This window comes from Paenibacillus foliorum (genome assembly GCF_013141765.1).
Lineage (GTDB): Bacteria > Bacillota > Bacilli > Paenibacillales > NBRC-103111 > Paenibacillus_S > Paenibacillus_S foliorum.
Genome location: NZ_WHOD01000119.1, coordinates 147,299 through 170,453, shown reverse-complemented (window position 1 = coordinate 170,453; position 23,155 = coordinate 147,299). Strand labels below are relative to the sequence as shown.

The following is a 23,155-nucleotide window of genomic DNA, read 5'->3' as shown; positions in this document are numbered from 1 at the left end:
GGATAAGACTTTTCGAACGGCATTGGCATCAAATAGACATTATTCGAAGCTACGGCCTACTCCGAAAACCTGCATCTATACAGCTTCTTGGAAATTTTATCGGCAGTGTTCATGAATTCATGTAAATGTGCATCTTTCTGTGCATTCTAAGCTTAATCGGACCATTTTACATGAAAATGGCTGTACTTTTGCAGTTCTTTCCTCCACAAGCAAATTTCAGTAGTTAATAACTGCATGTTTGCAGGATTGTGCAGGCTGATGGCCGGGGGAGGGTCAAGCACTGCTTTTGAGGTTGAACCTTTTTTAGGATTTAAAATTGATGTTACAGACATGGAGATAACAAGCTTATGATTAATTGTAAAGTAGATGAAGATCTGGAGCTTCGATTGTGTGAGGTTAAATATGCCGCTCAATTGTATGATCTGGTTAACAGCAATCGGGCTCACCTGCGCGAATGGCTGCCTTGGGTAGATGGTACGCGAAGCGCAGCTTATATCCAGATGTTTCTTGAATCCTGTATAAGGCAGCATGCTGCGAACAATGGTTTTAATTATTTAATGTTTTATCAGGGAGAGCTTGTTGGTAATATTGGTCTGCATTCCATTGACTGGACTCATAAAAAAACATCTATTGGTTACTGGCTTGCCACAGGCTTCGAGGGTAAAGGGCTCATGACGAAAAGCTGTTGTGCAGTTGTTGATCATTTGTTCGGAGTCATGCAATTAAATCGTGTAGAAATTAAAGTTGGGGAATTGAATGCCAAAAGCAGAGCGATTCCAGAGAGGCTTGGATTTAAGCAGGAAGGGGTTGTTCGGCAGGCTGAATGGCTTTATGATCATTATATTGATCATGTTATTTACGGGATGCTTGCTCGAGAATGGGATGCGAAACGGTAATACTGGTCTATATTAAAGCACTAAATTTATTGTGAAGAGGAGCTGGTCAGCTTGAGTACAGCTCGATTTCATCAACGGCTGCGGGTAGCTGCATGGTTTCTATTTACCGGGTACTCCTCCTTTATGATCTACCTGCTGTTTTTTGGCTTTTCGCGTGCTAATCGGACAGATCGGATGTATAACATTATTCCTTTTAAAACGATCGCCAATTATATTCAAGAATATCACCATTATAATTTCGGCATTTGGGTTATTAATTTATTTGGTAACGTCGGGGCCTTTATCCCTTTTGGAATCTTGATACCTATGTTATTCCCCCGCTATATTAAGCGCTTACACCTAGCAAGTCTTTTTGTATTGGTTTTAACAGCTGTTGAATCCTTGCAGTTCATTGGTAAAGTAGGCAGCTTTGACATTGATGATATTTTATTGAATTTACTTGGCGTGATGATAGGAAGAGGTTGTTTTTCATTAATGGTTTGGCTTGGTTTGGTTAAAGGAGCTAGAAAATAGGTAGTAATAAATAAGGATGTAAGACGAGGTGAGAGTGCATAAAATAGGATAACAACAAGATTAGGGGTGGCGGCATATGGAGATTGTATTCGTTCGTCATGGTCATGGAGAGCATATGGTGCATATACCGGCCAGCTACAATGTAGCCGATCCCGGATTAACTCAACAGGGTGTAGAGGAAGCAGCCCGTCTGAGATTAACGCTGCCTTTAACGGAGCAGGATGCTGTTATTGCAAGTCCAACACGATGCTCGCTGCAAACGGCCCAATTGTGGTGCACCGGAACGAATGCGGCACGGTTTATTCATCCGGCTATCGGGCCGCGGCAGTTTCCGAATCGCTATGACTTTACAACAATGCCCTGTGATAGTACATTAGAGCCGCCGCGTTTAATAGAGCTGTTCAGCGATTTTTTGCTGCCTACTGATATTCCTGCTTATTTATGGCTTCAAGGAATTAATACAGTACCTTCATTCCTTTTTGAAAAATGGGCGGATCAATTTATCGCTTGGTGTAAAAGGTTGGATAAAACAAAGGTGCACATAGTCAGTCACGATGGAACGATCGCTTCCTATGTGGAGTACATACGAAGAGGCAAGCAAAGCCGAGATGATTTGCCTGGGCGATCTGAACAGGTAGGTTTAACGGGCTGGAAACAGCTTTCGATATAGCGGACATTTTTCTGCTTCAACGTTAGAGGCAGTTATGGTATAATGATACATTGTTATGTATTTTTCGGTAGGGAGTGAACAGCTTTGTCTCTTATAGTAATGAAATTTGGCGGAAGTTCTGTGGGTGATGCGGAACGGATGAAGCGCGTGGCTAACCGTGTAGTAGAGACACAAAGGAATGGTAATCAATGCGTAGTTGTTGTCTCTGCTATGGGTGATACTACGGATGATTTGATCGACTTGACGAAGCAGATTAGTACCGAAACGCCACCGACCAGAGAAATGGATATGCTGTTATCCACAGGGGAGCAGGTTTCTGTTGCTTTGCTGTCAATAGCGATACATAGCTTGGGGCAGTCGGCCGTATCGTATACAGGCTGGCAGGCAGGGATGTACACCGAAGCCGTGCACGGAAAGGCAAGAATCACAGATATTAAGCCAGAGCGTGTGTTAAATGCGCTGGACCAGGGAAATGTGGTAATTGTTGCAGGATTCCAAGGTATGACTGAAGAAGGCGAGATCACAACTTTGGGCCGCGGCGGTTCCGATACAACAGCAGTTGCCTTAGCAGCCGCAATAAAAGCGGACGTTTGTGAAATTTTTACCGATGTAGACGGCATTTATTCTACGGACCCACGTGTGGTTAAATGCGCTCGTAAGCTTCCTGAGATCACGTATGATGAGATGCTGGAACTTGCGAATTTGGGAGCTGCAGTGCTGCATCCAAGAGCTGTGGAATATGCCAAAAATTATAATGTACCGCTGGTCGTAAGATCCAGCTTCAACCATAATGCAGGTACGAATGTGAAGGAGGAAGCAGCGATGGAACAAGGAATCGTTGTTCGCGGGATTGCAAGCGATAAGAATGTAGCAAGAATCAGTATTCTCGGAGTAGAAGAAAAACCGGGGCAGTTGGCTAAAGTATTTACAGCTCTGGCCAGCGCACAAATTGATGTGGATATTATTGTTCAAAGCGGAGTCCTTCACGGACTGGCTGATTTCTCCTTTACAGTTGCACTAACTGATAAAGACAGTGCACTAGGTGTCATCGAAGGCATCCGTTCTGAAGTGGGATTCCGCGAGGTTACCTCCCAAGAGAATTTGGTTAAGGTTTCCATCGTAGGTGCTGGGATGGTGAGCACTCCAGGAGTTGCTGCTAAGATGTTTGAAACGATTTCTGACCTGGGCCTAAGCATTAATATGGTTAGCACATCCGAAATCAAAACATCCTGCGTTATCGATAACACTCGACTGAACGAGGTTATTCAAGCACTGCACACAGCATATGGCTTGGATACAGATCAGCAGGCATTTGTTGGTGGACCTTCTGACAGACGTTAGTTTTCATAGCTCGTCCCATAGCTAGCGGTCGAGCTACTTTATTTTATCGAACACAAATGTAAACAGCTTTAATAAAAAAGCAGTGATTCCCGCTGCCATTAGCGGCCCAACGGGAATTCCCTTTAGAAAGACAATGCCAAAGATCGAACCGATTACCAGACCCACAATTAATTGTGGGTCTATTTTCAATAGAGCTAGACCTCTACCATTCATATACGTAGCGATTGCTCCTCCGAGCAAAGCCAAAATACCGGGCCATGATGTGAAAATACTGACCACGTCTTTGTAAGAGATCCTTTCACTTGCAAAAGGAACCAGAACCCCCATGGTTAGAAACAGCAATCCAAGCTCAAGACCTCTGCGCTCGATTGTCGGGAGGAATCTTTCAAGGCTAATCAGCTTGACTATGAGCAGTACACATGCTGCCGTCGTAATAATGTGTGAGCGTCCGATCAGCCCGATAATGATGAGTACTACGAGTAATATGTCACCGTACATTTGTAGGACCCCTTGTCTCATTGATTTCTCTCTAAGTGTATGAGGGGGGCATTGTTTTAGAACTGCTTCAGATGAACTGGTTTACAGGAGTGGCTATTAGCTTGCCATCTTGGATGATGGGCACCAGATCGATTAAATTAAGACGTGAGCAATAAATAATATCGTCAGTGAACCCTAGTTTACTAAGCCTTTTTCCATTAGAGCAATTAAGCAAGGCCTGAGTCATATTGCCCTGAACTTGTCTGTAAGCATATAACATGCTGAGTCCTAAATCATTGATTTCAGGCTCTATGCCGCCAGTAGACAGCAGGATGTCTTGGAGCTCCTCAATAAGTTGTCCGGCGCAAATTCCGTCCTCTAAAGAGTAGATGTCCTGAGTTCCTGAACAGAGAATTACGATGTCCCTCCTTAAAGCAGCGGCTTCTTTGGCGCAAGCTTTTCCATTCAGCAGCGAGGCCGCAATTATGGTGCTGGCTTTAAGCGATTTTTGTATGGCCCGAGTGCCGTTAGTTGTAGTCATAATAAGGTGTTTACCGGTTATCTTATCATCCATATACTCAAAAGGTGAGTTTCCGTAATCGAACCCAGGAATTTTTTTGCAAGCCCGTTCTCCGCCGAGTAAATAGCCTGGTTGTTGAAGCTGCTTAGCTTGCAATACCGTTTCCACAGGAATGATCGCCCTGCATCCATGAGCTAACGCGGTTAACATCGTACTCGTTGCCCGCAGCACATCGATGACTATCACGGTTTTATTCGCTAGGTCATCCATGCGCGCTTCATTGACGCTGGGAATTACCAATATTTCCACAAATGTAACCTCCTAAAAGTTTTCGCATATGCAAAAACTTTACTTCGTAAGCCTATCCTTGGATTTCTATAGAAAAACCAACCTCAAGAGCTTCTGATCCTTTAAATCTCCCAATTTCCATCGTACTTTACGGCAGCATCCGTTCTAGTTCCAAAATGCAAGGTATCGGACCTTAGCCCTCTGCGCAGCGCTTCTAATGAAATTAAGTCTTGAGGTGCAATGTTCCCTAGATGAATATCGGGTCCCAACATATTCAGTAAATGAACCTGTTGATCCTTTTGTGGTGCTTCCCAAAGTAGTAAATGCTTGCTTGGCACCTGCTGCAGCACCTGCTCGATTTCATTGTCTTTACAGGCTCCATTTTCATCGAAAATACCAACGCCCTTGCCTGATTCTCGGCCCTCAATGGTTATTAGGCTGGCACCCAATTCAGCGTCGATAATAACCGTCTCAATTAAATCATCGATTTCAATGGACGATCCCCAACATTTTTTCCCATATTCAGTGATTACTGAGTAGCCTTGTTCTTTTGCTTGTAGAATTAATTCGCTGCGCAAGCTGCGGTCAAGCTGAATCGTTCCGTCGGAAATTTCTAAACCGTTAAAGCCTAAGTAACTGACCATGTCAAAAAAAGCATCAACTTTTCCTTGTTGGATCGCTACTTCCAAGAAAGTACCACCAGGATACACTAGGATTTGTTGCGCCTTGGCCATTTCAATTTTTTGCTTTAACAACTCCGTCTTATAAAGGGAGGAAGTGCCAAATCCCATTTTTAGCATATCTACATAAGCACCTGCAGTTTGCAAAAAATCATCGAGTGCATGTAGGCCCAAGCCTTTATCAATAACCATCGTTTTACCTAGCATTCTCGGTTTGTCCGTTCGTCTGCTTGACGGATCTCTGAGTAGCGGATGCCACTTGAGATGTGATGTTGCCTCCATGATTGATCGCCTCGCGTTTTCTATTTGTTTAAGTTTCAGTGTCATCATATGCAGCTGGAATTAGTGGTGTGCCCATGATGCCTAAATTTAGCTGGGTTTGCATAGATTGATAGAGAGGCTTGTCTAGAGTTTACGAAGCAATTTTTTGCTGAAGCAAAACTCACCCAAATGCTTACAAAGCAAGTATTCGACGAAAACTCTAAGGAGGTGAACTAAACGATGTTGAACAAAATCGTGCTCAGCATGGCAACATTGCGGCTAATGTCCGGCAGTATTGAGATCATAGCGGCGCTGCTGATGCTTCGTTTTAATCAAATTGATAAAGCTCTGATGGTCAATACAGGGCTTGCGATGGTCGGACCGCTCATACTGCTGACTACTACGACAATTGGGCTGGCAGGACTTGCGGATAAGCTGTCTTATGGCAAAATGCTCTGGGTATTGGCTGGAGTTAGCTGTATCTTCATTGGTATTTTGAAAAAGTAAATGGTCATATTTAATTCGTCCAAGCATACATATGAATATTAAAAGTACAAGTATTAATGATGGAGAGCTTGGAGGGATGATAAGGATGGAATCGATACTCCGGCTTTTTTCTGTCCCTTTGCGGCAAAGACTAGCAACTCTACCAAAGCAAGTTATTGAGGAATTACAAGAGATAAGGGTACGGGAGCTGAGGCCGTTAGAAATCGCTTGGGGACGCAGCTATGGTTTTGTATCCCGACAATCTGGGCTGTGCGAAGACCCATCTCTGGCCTATCTGCCAACTCGTGAGGACTGTGCGACACTTTTGGAGATGTTGACGATGCACTCCCTGTACACCTTTGAAGAAGAGCTTCGCAGAGGCTACATTACCGTAACGGGTGGGCATAGGGTCGGACTAGCGGGTCGGACGGTGCTCGAGCATGGGAAGGTAAAGCATCTGAAGGAAATTACCGGCTTCAATATCCGCATTGCCAATGAACATAGAGGTGCGGCAGTAAAGGTTCTTCCTTATTTGTTGGATCATCAGCAGGGACATAGAGGCATACATCACACATTGATTGTTTCGCCACCTCAGCAGGGCAAGACCACGCTAATTCGCGATTTAGCTCGAATCGTTAGCAGCGGACCTTCAATCCGTGATGGCAGCTTGATGCACAGAGGTTACAAGGTAGGCATTGTAGATGAACGCTCAGAGATCGCGGCTTGTGTCAAAGGGGTGCCCAGGTTTGAACTTGGTCCACGAACCGATGTGCTAGATGCTTGTCCAAAAGCGGAAGGGATGATGATGCTGATCCGATCTATGTCCCCTGAAGTGTTGGTTGTTGATGAAATCGGACGAACAGAAGACGCAGCTGCTATCCACGAAGCCGTTCATGCAGGTATTCGGGTTATTGCTACCGCACATGGCTTGGATCATGTGGATGTAATGAAGCGGCCAGTCTTGCATGAGATGCTTGCAGAAGGAGTATTCAGTCGGATTGTAGTCCTGGGCAATCAGAATGGCGTTGGAACGCTTCTGGGAGTCTATGATGCTGAGGGATGTCCGGTGATGCTGCATACCGAGCTTTCAAAGTCCGTTGGAACAGTCCAAGCCTCGTGGAAAGAAGAACGAGGAAGCCCGAATGTATCAATCGACTGGACAGCGAACGCTTCTCTGCTACAAGGGAAGCTCTTGCCTAAGAAGCGGGAACCATTATGCTGAAGCTGCTGGGAGCCATGCTGATTCTGCTAGCAGCTACCTTATTTGGCTTTTACCAAGCACAGCAATTTGCACGACGCCCGAAACAGATTGGTGACATGATACGGGCTCTGCAAAGGTTGGAAACCGAGATTATTTACGGTTCGACACCATTACCCGATGCATTGCTGCAAGTAGCAAAAACTTGTCCTGCTCCCCTTCATTTAATCTTTCGCCATGTAGCCGAGGAATTGCTGAGAGCGGGAGGGCGTTCGGTTCAGTCCATTTGGCAGCAGACCGTTGCAGCAGATTGGAGACATACCTCCATGAAGTCAGGTGAACAGGATATTTTTCGCCAGCTCGGTTTCACATTAGGTTTGTCAGATGGAGCTGATCAGGTGAAGCATCTCCGTTTGGCTGTGCAGCAGCTGCAAAGTGAGTTGGAAAATGCTCAAGAGGACCGCAAGCGTTACGAGAGCATGTGGAGGACCTTAGGGCTTTTGATGGGGGCGCTCATAGTCATATTGATGTATTGAATAACCTTGAATGTGTTAGTGCTTTGAGGCTGGAGGTGAGGTGCCACGAATGAATGTAGATGTGAACGCGATATTCCAAATTGCCGGAATTGGCATTATTATCGCGATGATCCATACCGTCCTGAAGCAAATGGGCAAAGAGGATATGGCACATTGGGTTACGGTAATCGGATTCGTAGTCGTTCTGTTCATGGTCGTAAGGTTGCTGGATAACTTATTTAAAGAGATCAAAACTATTTTCTTATTCCAGTAGATTATTCTCCGAAATACAGGAGAGGTGAACCGTCTTGGAGATCATACAAATCGTAGGCTTGGGCCTTCTTACCACCGTACTGGTTCTTATCATCAAAGAGCAGAAGCCAATGTTTGCCTTCCTGCTCACAGCCTTTACGGGTATCACCATATTTTTGTTTCTGATCGGCAAAATCTCGTCTGTCATTCAAGTACTGGAAGATCTGGCGCTCAAGGCAAACATCAATATGATTTTTCTAAAAACAATTCTAAAAATCATCGGCATAGCCTATATAGCCGAGTTCGGTGCTCAGATCGTAAGGGATGCCGGTCAGGAGTCCATTGCATCCAAGATCGAGCTCTCCGGCAAAATTTTAATAATGGTCATGGCCATTCCTATCGTGTCTGTCATTATTGAAACCGTAGTTAAGCTTCTGCCGGCATAAACGCTTATGTAAATGAAGACGGAGGATACCAGGAGATGAAGCATTCGACCACGCTCAAGCTGCTGAAGCTGATAACAAAGTTTCGACCCTCCGGTTTAATGAAAGAGAACACTTTGCAGGCAAACCGAGCTCCGTCCGTATATCTTAAACAAACGATGCTGCTATTTATGTTTACCGTTTATTGTTTTACCTTCGGAGCTCCTGGATTTATGGCTGGTGACGGTTCAGGTGCTCAAGCTTATGCAGCCACACCGGTAGAACAGATCATTCAGGAACAGGCGGAGAGGCTGCAGACAGATCAGGTGGAGCAGTATTGGAATCAATTGATGAAGAAGTACGGAGGTTACTTTCCTGATAGTAAAACCCCGACATTTGTCGATCTTCTCTCAGGAGCTAAGGATTTTAAAATGAGTTCTATTTTTTCAGGAATATTTCTATATTTTTTTCATGAGATCCTATACAACGGGAAGCTGCTTGCATCCATAGTCATTTTGACCATTTTCAGCATGCTTCTGGAGACGCTGCAGAGCTCATTTGAGAAAAATACAGTGAGTAAGGTGGCTTATGCAATTGCATTTATGGTGCTAATGATTATGGCTATCAATAGCTTCAGCGTAGCGATAGGATATGCCAATGCGGCTATATCAGACATGATACATTTCATGGTCGCTGTCATTCCTCTTTTGCTGACACTGCTGGCCTCAATGGGGAATGTCGTCTCAGTTTCAGTGCTTCACCCCTTGATCGTGTTCATGATTCACGCCGTAGGAACCGCAATTTACTTGGTTGTATTTCCATTATTGTTTTTCTCGGCAGTACTCCATATAGTCAGCTCTCTATCGGACAAATACAAGGTAACGCAGCTTGCCAATCTGCTTCGAACCATTAGTGTTGGCTGTCTAGGGGTGTTCGTCACTGTGTTTCTAGGGGTTATATCGGTACGTGGTGTAGGAAGCGCGGTAGTGGATGGAGTTACGATAAGGACAGCTAAGTATATTGCAGGGAATTTTGTTCCGGTAGTCGGCAGAATGTTTTCGGATGCTTCAGAAACGGTTATCGGAGCTTCCTTACTTGTGAAAAATGCGGTTGGACTGGCCGGAGTAGTGATCATCATTATGCTTTGCGCTTTTCCAGCTTTGAAAATAATGGCGTTAGCCTTGATATACAACTTGTCCGCCGCGATCATGCAGCCCCTTGGAGATAACCCGATGATTGCCTGCTTGGAGACCATTGGAAAAAGCATGATATATGTGTTTGCAGCTCTGGCTATAGTCGGATTAATGTTCTTTCTTGCTATTACGATCTTAATTACCGCAGGAAACTTGTCAGTTATGATGCGTTAGATTAGCCGATTAGCAGAAAGGAGCGGTTTGCAATTGGATTGGCTGGGCAGTTGGCTCAAAGCTATTATTCTCATCATTATGCTTGCTACTTTTGTGGATATTCTTCTCCCGAACCAGACCATGCAGCGCTATGTAAAAACAGTTATGAGTCTGTTTATTCTACTGACCCTTTTACAGCCTCTGCTGTCTTTGTTTCAAAAAAACACCTCGATCGATAGCATGCTGGCAGATGCTGACGCTTTGTTTAAAGGTTCTAGTGACAAAAGCGTGCTCGCGGCATTAGGTCAACGGCAGGGGGGGGCGGCTGACATGCAGTCGTTGGATAGTATTGAGCGGCAGGCCGAGCAGCTTAAAACTCGGCAAGAACAGCAGTCCCAAAGTTTAGCTCAGCAGCAGGTTAGCGAATTGATGAAGAGAAACATTGAACAAACCACAGGCCTCATGGTGACGAATCTGAGTGTGGAGATTGGGAAAGACGTGAGCGGTCAAATGCAGATTCGCAAAGTAGATGTTCAAGCCAATGCGCCTTCCAAATCAAAAGGTGTCAAACAGACCTCTTCCGCCACTGTCAAACCAATAACCATTGAAGCTATCAAGCAGGTTGACATTACGATTGAACCTAAGTCGGAGGCAGCATTTGGAGGTAATAAGGACAAGGTTGGCCCCAATCCTAACAACGTAATATCAGGCAAGGAACCAAATACGGCAAACACACAAGAACAAACACAAATCAAAATGCTCCTGAACAAAGACTGGCAGGTTCCTTTGGAGCGTATCACGGTTGAGATTGCAGCTTCAAACGGCAAAGCCGATTCCTGATCCCATAAAGCTTATGCCGAGGAGGTGATCTGATGGGCGGTATGATGAAATGGTTGGAGCAATGGTTTAGTGGCGGACCGGGTGGAACGAAGCGAATTGCAACGTTTCGCTGGCTGATGCTGCTTGGCTTAGTAGGTGCAGCGTTTATGATTCTCAACTCCTATGTAACAGTGAAGGATGTTGATCCCATTGGTGTAGGGAGGGCATCTCCTCCTGATCCAGCCAAGCCGGCCTTCGGCGGATCCGTAAGCAAGGAGCGGAACGCGTTCCGTGAATACGAGGAAGCTTATCAGCTGCAATTACAAGAGATATTAACCAAGATTGTCGGAGTCGGCGAAGCGGAAGTGCTGGTTACTATTGAATCCACTGAGGAGATCATGGTGGAGCGCAATTCCAAAGATTCGCAGCAAGTAACCAATGAGAAGGACCAACATGGAGCAACCCGCCATATTACGGATGTTTCCCGGAGCGGGGAAGTGGTTTTGTATGAAGTTTCAGGAGGTAAGCAGCCGTTGGTTGTGAAAACCATTAAACCGAAAATCAGGGGGGTTTTGGTTGTAGCGAAAGGCGCTGAAAATTTGACTGTGAAAAAAATGATAACTGAGGCCGTTGAACGCGGTCTGGATGTGCCGGCTAATCGTATCTCAATCCTTCCCAGGAAACAGTAAGGATTGGAACAAACTTGATCATCATACAAAAACTTAAGGAGGAATTTGAACATGAATTCGAAAAGGCAAACAATTTGGCTGGTTTCTATGCTGAGTTTAATGGTTGTGCTTTCCGCTTATTATCTCTTTACCGAGGACGTTAATAACCTGCAATTCAGCTCCAAAGAAACAACCAAATCAACTGGTACTACAAGCACAATGAGTCCCAGCACTAAAGAAATTGTTGTGAACACTAATGACCTTAATGTCAATCCAACACCATCTGGCGCTCAAACCGACAAGAAAGCAAGTGCAGCCACGACTCCAGAAATGAATCAGCAATCTGCTACACCAGTAAAACCGGAGCAAAAAGAGAGCAGCGTTAAAACAGATCCAAGCAAGGGCGCTCAGTCCAATGCAGCCCAGTCTGGTGCCAAATCCAATACCGCAACAGACGCTAAAGCTGCACAGCCAACGGCAAAAGCAGATACTCAAGTAAGCGCAGCTGACGCCAAAGTCCTTCAACAAGTAATGACGCAGGCCAAATCAGGGACAGACTATTTTACCAACATCGGTCTTAAACGAAATGAAGATTTAGCCAAGCAAACTGAAAAGTGGATGACTATTATATCAGATCCTAAACAAACTGCTGAAGCAGCAGCTAAAGCTGAATCGGAGCTTAGGAAAATTCAGGATAACGAAGCCAAGGTTACTAGCCTGGAAGAAACTTTGATGAAGGAATTCCCGCAAGCTGTTATTACTGAAGAGTCCAGCAAATGGAAGATAACTGTTCAGAGCAATAAGCTAGAGAAAAGCCAAGCGGTCAGCATTATTGAGAAGGTAATGAATGAAATGAATGTCGGTGCAGAAAAAATTGTCGTTCAATATGTTCCTTAAGCTGTATAATTGAATATAGGTAACAGAAAAAAAGAGTCCGGAGCAACTGGACTCTTTCCATTTCTTATCTATGTGTTATAATAACAACGTTATTGTTTCACCTATCGTTGAAGGAGTGAATCTTGTGTTTAAACTAAGCGAAATTAAAGAGTTAATCAAACTAGTGGATCAAACCTCTTTGCAAGAGTTAGAAATTGAAAGCGAAGGCTCCCGCCTTATGATTCGTAAACCTAATAAAACTGAACAGGTTGTAGTTAACGCAGCACCCTATCAGCAATCGTTTCAACCAATTGTTACTCAGCAGCCAGCTTCATTTGCAGGGGGACAAGCTCCCCAAGCAGAAGCCGCTGCCGATAAGACGTCCGCAACGGATGCCAACTTACATAGAATCGTTTCTCCCATGGTAGGTACATACTATGAATCTCCATCACCAGGTGCACCAGAGTTTGTTTCCAAGGGCAGCCAAGTGAAAGAAAAGTCCGTTGTTTGTATCATTGAAGCAATGAAGCTGATGAATGAGATCGAAGCTGAAATTAAAGGTGAAATTGTCGAAGTGCTTGTGGAAAATGGACAATTGGTAGAATATGGTCAACCGTTATTCCTGGTGAGACCGGAATAATTGTTTGTAATCATAGTCCCGTAAAGTAAAGCCTTTTCGCTAAAACGAAACTCTGCTTATGCTTACGAAGTAAGTTTTCTTACGAAAACTCTTAGGAGGAGAATACCCAATTGAAGTTTCAAAAAGTATTAATTGCCAACCGCGGTGAGATTGCTGTCAGAATCATTCGCGCTTGCCGTGAATTAGGTATATCAACCGTTGCGATATATTCGGAAGCTGATAAGGGAGCGCTGCATGTTCGTCTTGCTGATGAAGCCTATTGTATCGGCCCCGTTCTTTCCAAAGACAGTTATTTAAATTTAACTAACATTATGAGTGTAGCTACATTAACGGAAACAGATGCGATTCACCCTGGTTATGGTTTTTTGGCTGAGAATGCTAATTTCGCAGAGATATGCGAAAGTTGTAATATAACCTTTATCGGACCCTCTCCTGATGCGATAAGTCGTATGGGAGATAAGGCGGTTGCCAAGCAAACGATGAAGGAAGCTAATGTTCCTGTCATTCCAGGATCGGATGGACTTGTGCAGGATATGGACGAAGCAGTGCGAATCAGTCGTGAGATCGGTTACCCTGTTATTATTAAAGCTACTGCCGGTGGCGGCGGCAAAGGGATCCGTATAGCTGAGAATGAGGAAATGCTGATCCAACAAATCACAACAGCCCAGCAGGAAGCTCAGAACGCGTTTGGTAACGCAGGTGTTTATCTGGAAAAATATTTGACAGGTATGAAGCACGTAGAAATTCAAATATTAGCAGACAAGCATGGTAATGTAGTGCATTTGGGTGAGCGTGATTGTTCGGTTCAACGTAGACGTCAGAAGTTGGTCGAGGAAGCTCCTTGTCCGATACTGACTCCGGAGATTCGTGCCCTTATGGGGGACGCCGCAGTACGTGCAGCTAAATCCGTTTCTTATTCAGGAGCTGGCACCTTAGAGTTTTTACTTGGTGCGGACGGGCAGTTTTACTTTATGGAAATGAATACTCGGATTCAGGTTGAGCATCCGGTTACAGAGCTCATCACGGGTATAGATATCATCAAGGAAATGATTCATGTAGCGGAAGGCGAGCCTCTATCCTTTACTCAAGATGATGTGAAGATTGATGGATGGGCTATAGAATGCAGGATTAATGCTGAGGACTCTACCCGCAACTTCATGCCTTCGGCTGGTCAAATTCAATTTTACCTCCCGCCGGGCGGTTTTGGTGTAAGGGTTGACAGTGCTGCCTATCCAGGCTATACCATCACACCTCATTATGATTCGATGATCGCTAAGCTGATTGTATGGGGGAGGGATCGAGATGAGGCCATTCAACGTATGAAACGTGCCTTATCCGAGTTTTCGGTAGAAGGCATCCACTCTACCATTCCCTTTCATCTAAAGCTTCTGGAACATAAGAAGTTTATTGCAGGTGATTTTGACATTAAGTTCCTAGAAGAGCATGATGTGAATGATCCTGACTCGTAAACCGTAATTTGTCAACATTTTAGGATAATGATATAGTATATAGACTAAGACAAGTTTTGTTTGACTCAAGCATATCCATAATAGAGATTGTTTGAAAAGTCCACTTTGATAACGAAGTAACACAGGAAGTGAATCGGCATCGAATATTGAACAAGCCCGGGAAGTCTGGTACTCGCGTAGATATTGCCTACGCTCCGTCCTCCTTCCTCGGCTTTTGCCCAATATTCTCGGTTCTGAAAGTGAACTTTTTAAACACATATTTAGAGAAGAAGATTCATCTATTATGATACCACTTATTATGCAAGGGCTTGTAAAACTCCAAGGAGGCGCCGATTATGACAATCATAGCTGCGGATTATGAGAAAACCGATATTGGTACGATTCAGATAGCACCCGAGGTTATTGAAATCATTGCAGGGATGGCGACAGTTGAAGTTCCTGGCGTTGCTGGTATGAGCGGCGGATTTGCTGGCGGAATCGCCGAATTGTTGGGGCGTAAGAATATGTCCAAGGGTGTAAAGGTAGATGTTGGACAGCGTGAAGCTGCAATCGATGTGTCCATTGTTATTGAATTCGGAACAAGAATCCCTGAGGTAGCATCCGGCGTTCAACAAAATGTTAAACATGCGATTGAGTCGATGACAGGACTTAGTGTGGTTCAAGTGAATGTACATATTCATGATGTCATTTTCAAAGGTGCAGAGAAAGTAGAAGAGATAGAAGCATCTCCAAATCGAGTCAAGTAACTAAGCAAGGATAAACGGCTTAGCCGTCCTTTCAGGACGCGCACGTTTGTCAAGGTTGATGTATAGAAGGCATAACAATTCATGCTTTTTAGTCAACTAAATAAACGTTTGGCTAACCCCCTTCAAGTTGTAAGGGGGTTTCCTCTAATTGGGAAGGAGTCCGGTTTCGTGGTTAAAGTTGTAGACAGATTACTTCTATTTATTTTTAGCTTGGTTGTTCTCATTGCAGCTTGTACTCTTCTGGTTTGCGCATTTGGTTGGATTTCGTTTGAGCGTGTAGGTGCTTTCGCTCATAATGTCTACTATGATTTAAATACTGCACTTCCCTTCATTTCCTTGACGATCGTGGTAGCCTTGGTAAGTATCCGTTTTCTATATGTCGCAGTACGCAGAGGCAGGGCCAATGCTCCCTCTATTGATCAACGTACAGATTATGGCGATATCCGTATTTCAATAGAGACGGTGGAAAACTTATCATTAAAGGCAGCCAAACGTACCCGCGGCGTGAAGGATTTGAAGGCGCGTGTGCGAGTAAGCCCGGCGGGCTTGGAAATTGTTATTCGTGTTATTGTTGATGGGGAAAGCTCGATTCCACAATTGACTGAAGAGATGCAGTCTGGTGTCAAAAATCATATCGAAGAGATTACTGGCATTCCCGTTGCAGTCGTGACCGTGTTTGTAGCAAACATTCAACAATCAGCACCTACTTTTAAAAGTAGAGTGGAATAGAGGTGAGCTCCAACATGTGGATTCAACTGTGGGAACATCTATGGGAAAGGCACAGGGGCAAAACCTTGGGCGCAGCCGCAGGTGTTCTGCTTGGGCTCATCTATTTGATTTGCGGTTTGTGGGATATGTTAATCTTTGTCCTAATCGTATATACTTGTTATAATATAGGGAAAAGAATCGAACGGGGCGATACGCCTGTTCCCATTCAACAATTTTGGCGTTGGTTATTGGACAAATGGAGATTGTTAAGATGAATTGACAACTGACACAGCTGCGCGTGTGTGGCAGTTGCAATGAAAATCCCTGGTTCGAACCCAAGGATTTTTTTCATGTTTATGAAGAAGAACTCAAAGAAATTCAACAAATGCTTATTATGCAAGCTTCGCTAACGCGAAACTCAGCCAAATGCTTACGATGCAAGTTTCGCTTAAGCGAAACTCTTAGGAGGAAACACAAAGAATGAGAAGAAGATTGGCAAGGGAACTGGCGGTTCAAAGCCTGTACCAAATGGAAATGAACGAAGTCAACATGGGCGAGGCAATCGGTATTGTGGTGGAAGAAGCACAGACAGACGACGAGGCTCAATTAACCCATACGAAGGATACTATCGCTCTTGAACAAATAAGTGAGCTTGTTGAAGGAACCTACTCGAACAAAGAGCAGATAGACAGGCTGTTGCTGGATTATTTAAAGGGCTGGAAAATGGACAGACTGTCACGAGTTGACCGCGAAATCCTGCGTTTGGCTACCTATGAAATGGTATACCGCAATGATGTCCCGCCTAAGGTTGTAGTAAATGAAGCTATCGAGCTGGCCAAGCATTTTGGAACAGATGAATCAGGCAAATTTGTTAACGGCGTACTTGGAAAGATGATCAAGGAACTCGAAGAAATCAAATCAAAAAGCTAACAAATAGGATGAGGGGGCCATCATGCCAGCACAAGTCATTAACGGAAAAGAAATTGTCAGCGCCTATCGCGCACAAATTAAAGAAGAAGTAGGGGCTCTGACGCAGCAAGGAATTCAACCAGGCTTGGCGGTCGTTCTGGTCGGCGAGGATCCTGCTTCTCAAGTCTATGTTCGTAATAAGGCGAAAGCCTGTGAAGAAGCAGGAATTTATTCTGAGGTTCACACCTTGGATGGAGCCACAGCGGAATCCGATGTACTTAGTTTGATTGAACAGTTAAACCAGAACCCTAAGATTCATGGCATTTTAGTACAGTCACCACTTCCCAAGCACATCTCTGAAGAGAAGATCGTAGAAGCCATCGCAGTACACAAGGATGCGGATTGTTTTCATCCTGTTAACGTTGGCAATCTGATGATCGGCAAGGAAGGCCCTGCTCCTTGTACGCCGGCTGGCGTCATCTCGATTCTTAAGAAGATCGGCGTTGATATAGCAGGCAAGCACGCAGTAGTTATCGGACGGAGCAACATTGTTGGCAAGCCAATGGCGATCTTACTGTTAAGAGAGAACGCGACGGTTACCGTATGTCATTCCAGAACGGCCAATATGGCGGAAATTACGCGTCAAGCAGATATTTTGATCGCAGCGGTCGGCAAGCCGAAGATGGTGAAGCGCGAGCATGTAAAACCGGGTGCCATTGTTATCGATGTTGGAATAAATCGCTTGGATACGGGCAAGCTGGCAGGTGACGTTGATTTTGATGATGTGCTGGATGTAGCAAGCTATATAACCCCGGTTCCGGGTTGTGTTGGCCCAATGACAATAACGGTATTGCTGAGAAATACGCTGGAAGCGGCTAAACGTGCGGCAGCTTTACAGTCTGCAACAAACCGATAAGCTATGAAAGATCAGCGTATTTTCTCAATCAAAGATGTAAACCGATACATAAAAATGCGACTGGAGACGGATAACGTGCTTCAGGATGTATGGGTGCGTGGAGAAATATCCAATTTCACCCATCATTCCAGCGGACATATGTATTTTACGCTGAAGGATGCGGACAGCCGTCTGAAAAGCATTATGTTCGCTTCCCATAACCAACGTCTAGGCTTTATCCCGCGGGAAGGCACCAAGGTGCTGGCTTGCGGGAATATTTCCGTCTATGAACGGGACGGACAATACCAGTTTTATGCAACGACAATGCAGCCTGATGGCATTGGCAGCCTGTATCTGGCTTTTGAGCAGCTGAAGAAGAAGCTTGAGGGAGAAGGGCTGTTTGCCTCTCAGCGGAAAAAACCGCTTCCTCGCTACCCAAAGGCTATCGGTGTTATTACTTCGCCAACTGGAGCAGCAGTTCGAGACATTATTATAACGCTTCAGCGCCGCTACCCCAATGTGCCGGTGCAGTTATATCCGGTGCTGGTTCAAGGAAACCAAGCGGCTCCAGCGATTGTCAAAGCTATCGAAGCGATGAATACGATGAATGAAGTGGATGTGCTGATAGTTGGTAGGGGCGGCGGCTCCTTGGAGGAGCTGTGGGCTTTTAATGAGGAGAGTGTTGCACGCGCTATTTTTGCCTCACGAATCCCGGTCATTTCCGCGGTCGGTCATGAGACTGATTTCACCATAGCGGATTTTGTGGCTGATCTTCGAGCAGCTACCCCTACCGCAGCTGCTGAGCTGGCTGTGCCTCACCATCAAGAGCTGAAGCAGCAGCTTGGATATTTCAAGCAACAGCTTTACGGAGGGCTGTCCAATCAGTTGGACAGAAACCGTGAGCGCTTAAACAGGCTGCAACGATCGCCAGTTCTGACTAACCCGCGCAGGCAGCTTCTTATACAGCCTATGGAGCGGCTGGACCGGACGAAGGAGCAGCTTGCCTACAAGCTGCGTGGGCGTCTTGCCAAGCTGCAGGAGCAGCGTATGAAGCTTGACCTTCGGATATCTTCGTTTAATCCGAAGGAACAGGCAAGCTTTGCCAAGCGGCGACTGGGAACATCGTTGCGACAGCTTCAGCAAGCGATGCAAACAGCTAAGAAACATAAGCAGCAGAATCTGTTCGCTGCCATTCGCCAGCTGGATGCTCTGAGCCCTTTAAAAGTAATGCAGCGGGGTTACAGCCTCGTATATGACGAGAAGGAACAGCAACTAATCAAATCCATACAACAGGTGCAGCTTGGGGATGTGTTGAAGCTAAGGTTGATGGACGGCAGTGTGGATTGTCATGTGTGGTCAATGGAGGAGAAGCAAAATGACAAAACAGGAAACGACGCCTAGCTTTGAGCAGGCGATGGATAAGCTGGAGCAAATCGTTGCTCAGCTGGAGAGCGGAGATGTACCTTTGGAACAGGCTATCGAGCTTTTTCAAGAAGGTATGAAGCTTTCTCAGCTGTGCGGACAAAAGCTAGAGCAGGTTGAGCGAAAGATTGAGATTCTAATGGAGCAAGAGGGCGGACTTGTGAAGAAGCCGTTCAACCCTGCAACTGACGAGAAGGGTGAAATCAAATGAGTACCGAGTTAACCATCAAACAATACATAGAGGAAAAAGCAGCACGGATCGAAGCGGAGCTTATGGAATCGCTGCCTGCGATATGGAGCATACCGGACACGCTTAGAGAATCTATGATGTATTCTCTAATGGCAGGTGGGAAAAGACTTCGTCCTACCTTGGTTTTGGCAACAGTCGAAGCTCTGCGTGGCAGTACGGAGGCAGCAATGCCTGTTGCTTGCGCGATTGAGATGATACACACGTATTCACTAATTCATGATGATCTACCTGCTATGGATAACGATGACTATCGTCGCGGGAAGCTGACTAATCATAAGATATACGGTGACGCGATGGCAATTTTAGCGGGAGATGCGCTGTTGACCCATGCGTTTTATTCTATTGTTCAATCGTTCCGTGCTTATGAAGTTCCAGCTGAACAAATTGTTGAGATAATCGAGGATTTGTCCAAGCTGGCAGGCGCGTCGGGAATGGTGGGCGGCCAAGCCGCTGATATGCAGGGGGAGCAGGGGATCACTAAGCTGGAGGAATTGGAGTATATCCATATTCACAAAACGAGCGATTTGGTCGTGTTTTCTCTCAAGGCGGGAGGCCATTTGGCCGGAGCAACTCCTAAGCAGCTGCAAGCATTAGAAAAGTACGGGTATCATATTGGACTAGCCTTTCAAATTCAGGATGACATTCTTGATCTAATCGGGGATGAGAAGAAAATAGGCAAACCGGTTAAAAGCGATGAGAAGCAGCAAAAAGTGACCTACCCTTATTTTGTGGGAATAGAAGCTTCGCAGGAGAAAATCAGGCAATTAACGGAGCAAGGCAAGCAAGCCATTGTAAATGCACATTTTCCTAATCCCGACAGGCTGCTTCAACTTGCTGATTATTTGACGAAAAGAGACCATTAAATGGTTAATTGTATAACTTTTGTATCGCACTATCATTGAGTGGCATCCTTCTCTATGCTATAATGGGTGCAAGTTTAATGGGATACATAGGTTTATGTCGAAAAAAGATGAACCTGATGAACAATCACTCCATCTGATGGAGTTTTCTTTTATCCCAACAGGAAAGCGGGGGAATCACGTGCTGCTCGAACAAATTACTCAGCCCAAAGACTTGAAACGACTGTCTATAGAGCAACTGGAACAACTAGCTACGGAAACCCGGCAGTTTCTTGTTGAAAAGCTTTCGGTTACCGGCGGACATCTCTCGTCTAACCTTGGTGTTGTTGAGCTTACTATAGCGCTTCATTATTTATTTAATAGTCCGAATGATAAATTTATTTTTGATGTGGGTCATCAGTCGTATGTTCATAAAATGTTAACCGGACGTATGGACAAATTTGACACGCTGCGTAAATATAAGGGCTTATGCGGGTTTGTTAAAAGATCCGAAAGTGAGCATGACGTCTGGGAAGCCGGACACAGCAGCACCTCATTGTCAGCTGCTATGGGGATGGCAATAGCTCGTGATCTTAAAGGCGACAATAATCGGGTAGTAGCTATTATCGGCGACGGAGCATTGACAGGTGGTATGGCGCTCGAAGCATTAAACCATATTGGACATGAAAAAAAGAACTTGATCGTTGTTCTTAATGATAACGAAATGTCCATTGCTCCTAATGTAGGAGCCTTGCATAATTACTTAGGTAAAATTCGTTCCGATAAGCATTATGTGAAAGTAAAAGAAGAAGTGGAATATCTGATCAAAAAAATTCCTGCCATTGGCGGGACACTTGCCAAAACAATTGAAAAGCTGAAGGACAGCTTGAAATATATGGTTGTACCAGGCGTATTGTTCGAAGAGCTGGGTTTAACCTACTTGGGCCCCCTAGATGGTCATAATCTGCCTGTACTTTTAGAAACGCTAAAGCAAGCGGAGAAAGTGGAAGGCCCGGTCTTATTGCATGTCGTTACCTTGAAGGGTAAAGGGTATTCACCAGCTGAAGCCGATTCCCATGCTTGGCATGGAGCAAGTCCGTATAAGATCGAATCTGGACAAATGCTCAAATCTGTTGGTCCTCCTATGTATACAGAGGTATTCAGTAAATCATTAATTGAGTTAGCCCGTGAGGACTCGAGGATCGTTGCCGTTACACCAGCAATGCCGGGTGGTTCTGGTTTATTAGGCTTTGCTGCTGAATTTCCTAATCGCATGATAGATGTAGGCATCGCAGAGCAGCATGCGGCCACATTGTGTGCAGCACTTGCGAATGAAGGCATTAAGCCTGTTTTTGCCGTGTACTCTACCTTTTTACAGCGTGCTTATGATCAGGTTGTACATGATATTTGCCGCGCGAACTTGAATGTAATATTCGCCATTGATCGTGCTGGATTCGTTGGACCTGACGGTGAGACTCACCAAGGTGTTTACGACATCGCTTATTTACGCAGCATTCCGAATATGGTGCTCATGATGCCTAAGGATGAGAATGAACTACGACATATGATGAAGACAGCTGTCGACTATAACGAGGGGCCAATTGCAATCCGTTACCCACGGATCAGTGGTCTTGGAACTTCGATGGATAATCCTTACCAGACCCTTCCTATTGGAACCTGGGAAGTGTTAAGACCTGGGGACAGCGCTGTAGTGCTTGCTGTAGGACCGATGATTCCACTTGCTATGGAGGCTGCTGAGCAGTTGAGCAAGGATGGAGTTCAATTGCGAGTGGTTAATGCCAGATTTATTAAGCCGATGGACGAAGCTATGCTGCTCCAGCTGGCGAAGGATAATCTGCCGATCATCACGATGGAGGAAGGCGCGCTCATGGGCGGCTTTGGCAGTAGCGTGCTTGAATACTACGCGAATCAGAATCTCTATGGGCTTCGAATCAAAATTCTAGGCATTCCCGATTATTTTGTGGAACATGGGTCGGTTCCTGAGCAGCGTAAGGAAGTTGGACTTACAGCAGAGAAGCTCGTGTCCGAGGTCAAATCGCTTGTACCACGTAAGCGTCAGCATGCGTAACCCGTTGCAGCAGAAGATAATAGGAGTATGAATGACCATGGCAGCAGATAAGGAACGTTTAGATATACTATTGATGGAGCAGGGTTTCTTTGAAACTCGTGAGAAGGCCAAAGCGTCGATTATGGCTGGATTGATTTTAGTTGATAATGAGCCGGTTGATAAAGCGGGTACCAAAATACTAAGAACGGCAAAGATCCTTGTCAAAGGAGCTCTTCATCCTTATGTAAGCCGAGGTGGCTTGAAGCTGGAAAAGGCTTTAAAGCATTTCTCCATTGATGTTTCGGGAGTTACCATGCTGGACATAGGAGCTTCGACAGGTGGCTTTACAGATTGTGCTCTTCAAAATGGGGCTGAATTTGTCTATGCAGTAGATGTGGGCTATAACCAGCTTGACTGGTCACTTCGTAATGATCCAAGGGTTCATGTGAAGGAACGAACCAATTTCCGGTTTATGCAGCCAGAGGATCTAGAGGGGCCTCAGCCCACTTTTGCTTCAATCGATGTGTCGTTCATATCCCTAAAGCTGATTCTCCCTCCATTGAGGAAGATATTAGCGGAACGGGGAGAAGTAGTAGCTCTTATTAAGCCGCAGTTCGAGGCAGGACGTGAGAAGGTACCCAAAACGGGTGTTGTACGTGAGCCTGCCGTTCACACAGAAGTTTTACAAACAACGCTAGGATTCGCATCGGAAGCGGGATTTGTATTGAAGGGTCTGACCTATTCACCGATTCGAGGCGGAGAAGGCAATGTGGAGTTTTTGGCATATTTGGTATGCAACTCGGACGAGCCTGCTCTTTCTCCAGAGGTAGTGGAGGATTGGATTCGTCAAGCAGTCAGCGATGCCGGGAAGCTTCAAAACTCATCGGGATGATGAGTTTTTTTGTTGAATGGAAAGTGGCTAACTGGAGGATATTGACACTAATTTCTAGAATACTAATGATGTGGCTATTTATTAACGCA

At 45.1% G+C, this 23,155-nt stretch carries 28 protein-coding genes; 25 read left to right on the top strand and 3 right to left on the bottom strand.

The genetic code is table 11. The features are described 5' to 3' along the window. Nucleotides 1-347 precede the first annotated feature (347 nt). The 4 genes from GC093_RS31670 (at nt 348) to GC093_RS31655 (ending at nt 3,420) form a co-directional block, all read left to right on the top strand. Entirely contained in the window at nt 348-896 is a 549-nt protein-coding gene (locus tag GC093_RS31670) for a GNAT family N-acetyltransferase (protein WP_171655929.1), read from the top strand. Nucleotides 897-947: 51 nt separating this feature from the next. Then, nucleotides 948-1,409, top strand: a complete 462-nt coding sequence (locus GC093_RS31665; RefSeq protein ID WP_171655928.1) for a VanZ family protein — start codon at nt 948-950, stop codon at nt 1,407-1,409. 76 nt (nt 1,410-1,485) lie between these two features. Further along, nucleotides 1,486-2,079, top strand: coding sequence for a histidine phosphatase family protein (locus GC093_RS31660; RefSeq protein WP_171655927.1), 594 nt, complete (start codon nt 1,486-1,488; stop codon nt 2,077-2,079). Nucleotides 2,080-2,163: 84 nt separating this feature from the next. Further along, nucleotides 2,164-3,420, top strand: a complete 1,257-nt coding sequence (locus tag GC093_RS31655) for an aspartate kinase (RefSeq protein WP_171655926.1) — start codon at nt 2,164-2,166, stop codon at nt 3,418-3,420. 33 nt (nt 3,421-3,453) lie between these two features. Here GC093_RS31655 and GC093_RS31650 read toward each other — a convergent pair whose 3' ends face one another. From GC093_RS31650 to comA, 3 genes are all read right to left on the bottom strand, one after another. Further along, nucleotides 3,454-3,918 carry a DUF441 domain-containing protein gene (locus GC093_RS31650; RefSeq protein ID WP_171655925.1) on the bottom strand — a complete coding sequence of 155 codons (465 nt, stop codon included), beginning with the start codon at nt 3,916-3,918 and terminating at the stop codon, nt 3,454-3,456. Nucleotides 3,919-3,985: 67 nt separating this feature from the next. Further along, on the bottom strand, nt 3,986-4,726 hold the full coding sequence (locus GC093_RS31645) for a 2-phosphosulfolactate phosphatase (protein ID WP_171655924.1): 741 nt from the start codon (nt 4,724-4,726) through the stop codon (nt 3,986-3,988). Between the two features lie 101 nt (nt 4,727-4,827). Continuing rightward, nucleotides 4,828-5,667, bottom strand: coding sequence for a phosphosulfolactate synthase (comA, locus tag GC093_RS31640; RefSeq protein ID WP_171655923.1), 840 nt, complete (start codon nt 5,665-5,667; stop codon nt 4,828-4,830). Nucleotides 5,668-5,886: 219 nt separating this feature from the next. Between comA and GC093_RS31635 the strand changes: the two genes are divergently transcribed. The 21 genes from GC093_RS31635 (at nt 5,887) to GC093_RS31535 (ending at nt 23,066) form a co-directional block, all read left to right on the top strand. Next, nucleotides 5,887-6,153 (top strand): YqhV family protein, encoded by a 267-nt coding sequence (locus GC093_RS31635; RefSeq protein WP_171655922.1) that lies wholly within the window; start codon nt 5,887-5,889, stop codon nt 6,151-6,153. Between the two features lie 85 nt (nt 6,154-6,238). After that, a complete protein-coding gene (gene spoIIIAA / locus GC093_RS31630; RefSeq protein ID WP_171655957.1) occupies nt 6,239-7,354 on the top strand; it encodes a stage III sporulation protein AA in 1,116 nt (371 codons plus the stop codon). Beyond that, complete coding sequence (spoIIIAB, locus tag GC093_RS31625) at nt 7,348-7,866, top strand: stage III sporulation protein SpoIIIAB (protein WP_171655921.1); 519 nt, start codon at nt 7,348-7,350, stop codon at nt 7,864-7,866. Before spoIIIAA ends, spoIIIAB begins: the two co-directional genes overlap by 7 nt. Before the next feature lie 49 nt (nt 7,867-7,915). Beyond that, a complete protein-coding gene (spoIIIAC, locus tag GC093_RS31620; RefSeq protein ID WP_171655920.1) occupies nt 7,916-8,119 on the top strand; it encodes a stage III sporulation protein AC in 204 nt (67 codons plus the stop codon). Nucleotides 8,120-8,153: 34 nt separating this feature from the next. Beyond that, nucleotides 8,154-8,543, top strand: a complete 390-nt coding sequence (gene spoIIIAD, locus GC093_RS31615; RefSeq protein WP_171655919.1) for a stage III sporulation protein AD — start codon at nt 8,154-8,156, stop codon at nt 8,541-8,543. Between the two features lie 209 nt (nt 8,544-8,752). Continuing rightward, nucleotides 8,753-9,886, top strand: coding sequence for a stage III sporulation protein AE (gene spoIIIAE, locus GC093_RS31610; protein WP_246315744.1), 1,134 nt, complete (start codon nt 8,753-8,755; stop codon nt 9,884-9,886). Between the two features lie 27 nt (nt 9,887-9,913). Continuing rightward, complete coding sequence (spoIIIAF, locus tag GC093_RS31605; RefSeq protein WP_216624950.1) at nt 9,914-10,705, top strand: stage III sporulation protein AF; 792 nt, start codon at nt 9,914-9,916, stop codon at nt 10,703-10,705. 32 nt (nt 10,706-10,737) lie between these two features. Then, complete coding sequence (spoIIIAG, locus tag GC093_RS31600) at nt 10,738-11,373, top strand: stage III sporulation protein AG (protein WP_171655917.1); 636 nt, start codon at nt 10,738-10,740, stop codon at nt 11,371-11,373. Between the two features lie 51 nt (nt 11,374-11,424). After that, the gene (locus GC093_RS31595; RefSeq protein WP_171655916.1) at nt 11,425-12,249 is read left to right on the top strand and encodes a SpoIIIAH-like family protein; all 825 of its coding nucleotides are present in this window, start codon (nt 11,425-11,427) and stop codon (nt 12,247-12,249) included. Nucleotides 12,250-12,373: 124 nt separating this feature from the next. Beyond that, nucleotides 12,374-12,868, top strand: coding sequence for an acetyl-CoA carboxylase biotin carboxyl carrier protein (gene accB, locus GC093_RS31590; RefSeq protein WP_171655915.1), 495 nt, complete (start codon nt 12,374-12,376; stop codon nt 12,866-12,868). Between the two features lie 110 nt (nt 12,869-12,978). Beyond that, nucleotides 12,979-14,337, top strand: a complete 1,359-nt coding sequence (gene accC / locus GC093_RS31585; RefSeq protein ID WP_171655914.1) for an acetyl-CoA carboxylase biotin carboxylase subunit — start codon at nt 12,979-12,981, stop codon at nt 14,335-14,337. A gap of 335 nt (nt 14,338-14,672) precedes the next feature. Further along, the gene (locus GC093_RS31580; RefSeq protein WP_171655913.1) at nt 14,673-15,083 is read left to right on the top strand and encodes an Asp23/Gls24 family envelope stress response protein; all 411 of its coding nucleotides are present in this window, start codon (nt 14,673-14,675) and stop codon (nt 15,081-15,083) included. A gap of 168 nt (nt 15,084-15,251) precedes the next feature. Continuing rightward, complete coding sequence (gene amaP, locus GC093_RS31575) at nt 15,252-15,812, top strand: alkaline shock response membrane anchor protein AmaP (RefSeq protein WP_171655912.1); 561 nt, start codon at nt 15,252-15,254, stop codon at nt 15,810-15,812. Between the two features lie 14 nt (nt 15,813-15,826). Next, nucleotides 15,827-16,066: a DUF2273 domain-containing protein gene (locus tag GC093_RS31570; RefSeq protein ID WP_171655911.1), complete on the top strand. Its 240-nt coding sequence runs from the start codon at nt 15,827-15,829 to the stop codon at nt 16,064-16,066. Nucleotides 16,067-16,271: 205 nt separating this feature from the next. Next, on the top strand, nt 16,272-16,721 hold the full coding sequence (nusB, locus tag GC093_RS31565) for a transcription antitermination factor NusB (RefSeq protein WP_171655910.1): 450 nt from the start codon (nt 16,272-16,274) through the stop codon (nt 16,719-16,721). Between the two features lie 22 nt (nt 16,722-16,743). After that, nucleotides 16,744-17,616 carry a bifunctional methylenetetrahydrofolate dehydrogenase/methenyltetrahydrofolate cyclohydrolase FolD gene (gene folD, locus GC093_RS31560; protein ID WP_171655909.1) on the top strand — a complete coding sequence of 291 codons (873 nt, stop codon included), beginning with the start codon at nt 16,744-16,746 and terminating at the stop codon, nt 17,614-17,616. A gap of 3 nt (nt 17,617-17,619) precedes the next feature. Further along, nucleotides 17,620-18,996 carry an exodeoxyribonuclease VII large subunit gene (xseA, locus tag GC093_RS31555; RefSeq protein WP_171655908.1) on the top strand — a complete coding sequence of 459 codons (1,377 nt, stop codon included), beginning with the start codon at nt 17,620-17,622 and terminating at the stop codon, nt 18,994-18,996. Continuing rightward, nucleotides 18,971-19,228 (top strand): exodeoxyribonuclease VII small subunit, encoded by a 258-nt coding sequence (xseB, locus tag GC093_RS31550; RefSeq protein WP_171655907.1) that lies wholly within the window; start codon nt 18,971-18,973, stop codon nt 19,226-19,228. The genes xseA and xseB overlap by 26 nt, the downstream gene beginning before the upstream one ends. Further along, the gene (locus GC093_RS31545) at nt 19,225-20,130 is read left to right on the top strand and encodes a polyprenyl synthetase family protein (protein ID WP_171655906.1); all 906 of its coding nucleotides are present in this window, start codon (nt 19,225-19,227) and stop codon (nt 20,128-20,130) included. The genes xseB and GC093_RS31545 overlap by 4 nt, the downstream gene beginning before the upstream one ends. A 136-nt stretch (nt 20,131-20,266) precedes the next feature. Continuing rightward, the gene (gene dxs / locus GC093_RS31540) at nt 20,267-22,195 is read left to right on the top strand and encodes a 1-deoxy-D-xylulose-5-phosphate synthase (RefSeq protein ID WP_216624968.1); all 1,929 of its coding nucleotides are present in this window, start codon (nt 20,267-20,269) and stop codon (nt 22,193-22,195) included. A gap of 37 nt (nt 22,196-22,232) precedes the next feature. Further along, nucleotides 22,233-23,066 carry a TlyA family RNA methyltransferase gene (locus GC093_RS31535; protein WP_171655905.1) on the top strand — a complete coding sequence of 278 codons (834 nt, stop codon included), beginning with the start codon at nt 22,233-22,235 and terminating at the stop codon, nt 23,064-23,066. Nucleotides 23,067-23,155 lie beyond the last annotated feature (89 nt).

Bases quoted from the DNA above. Each gene is read 5' to 3' on its own strand.
- GC093_RS31670 (WP_171655929.1), top strand. From the start codon at position 348: ATGATTAATTGTAAAGTAGATGAAGATCTGGAGCTTCGATTGTGTGAG.
- GC093_RS31660 (WP_171655927.1), top strand. From the start codon at position 1,486: ATGGAGATTGTATTCGTTCGTCATGGTCATGGAGAGCATATGGTGCAT.
- GC093_RS31650 (WP_171655925.1), bottom strand. From the start codon at position 3,918: ATGTACGGTGACATATTACTCGTAGTACTCATCATTATCGGGCTGATC.
- comA (WP_171655923.1), bottom strand. From the start codon at position 5,667: ATGGAGGCAACATCACATCTCAAGTGGCATCCGCTACTCAGAGATCCG.
- GC093_RS31635 (WP_171655922.1), top strand. From the start codon at position 5,887: ATGTTGAACAAAATCGTGCTCAGCATGGCAACATTGCGGCTAATGTCC.
- spoIIIAA (WP_171655957.1), top strand. From the start codon at position 6,239: ATGGAATCGATACTCCGGCTTTTTTCTGTCCCTTTGCGGCAAAGACTA.
- spoIIIAB (WP_171655921.1), top strand. From the start codon at position 7,348: ATGCTGAAGCTGCTGGGAGCCATGCTGATTCTGCTAGCAGCTACCTTA.
- spoIIIAC (WP_171655920.1), top strand. From the start codon at position 7,916: ATGAATGTAGATGTGAACGCGATATTCCAAATTGCCGGAATTGGCATT.
- spoIIIAE (WP_246315744.1), top strand. From the start codon at position 8,753: ATGGCTGGTGACGGTTCAGGTGCTCAAGCTTATGCAGCCACACCGGTA.
- spoIIIAG (WP_171655917.1), top strand. From the start codon at position 10,738: ATGGGCGGTATGATGAAATGGTTGGAGCAATGGTTTAGTGGCGGACCG.
- GC093_RS31595 (WP_171655916.1), top strand. From the start codon at position 11,425: ATGAATTCGAAAAGGCAAACAATTTGGCTGGTTTCTATGCTGAGTTTA.
- GC093_RS31580 (WP_171655913.1), top strand. From the start codon at position 14,673: ATGACAATCATAGCTGCGGATTATGAGAAAACCGATATTGGTACGATT.
- GC093_RS31570 (WP_171655911.1), top strand. From the start codon at position 15,827: ATGTGGATTCAACTGTGGGAACATCTATGGGAAAGGCACAGGGGCAAA.
- nusB (WP_171655910.1), top strand. From the start codon at position 16,272: ATGAGAAGAAGATTGGCAAGGGAACTGGCGGTTCAAAGCCTGTACCAA.
- folD (WP_171655909.1), top strand. From the start codon at position 16,744: ATGCCAGCACAAGTCATTAACGGAAAAGAAATTGTCAGCGCCTATCGC.
- xseA (WP_171655908.1), top strand. From the start codon at position 17,620: ATGAAAGATCAGCGTATTTTCTCAATCAAAGATGTAAACCGATACATA.
- xseB (WP_171655907.1), top strand. From the start codon at position 18,971: ATGACAAAACAGGAAACGACGCCTAGCTTTGAGCAGGCGATGGATAAG.
- GC093_RS31545 (WP_171655906.1), top strand. From the start codon at position 19,225: ATGAGTACCGAGTTAACCATCAAACAATACATAGAGGAAAAAGCAGCA.
- dxs (WP_216624968.1), top strand. From the start codon at position 20,267: ATGGAGTTTTCTTTTATCCCAACAGGAAAGCGGGGGAATCACGTGCTG.
- GC093_RS31535 (WP_171655905.1), top strand. From the start codon at position 22,233: ATGGCAGCAGATAAGGAACGTTTAGATATACTATTGATGGAGCAGGGT.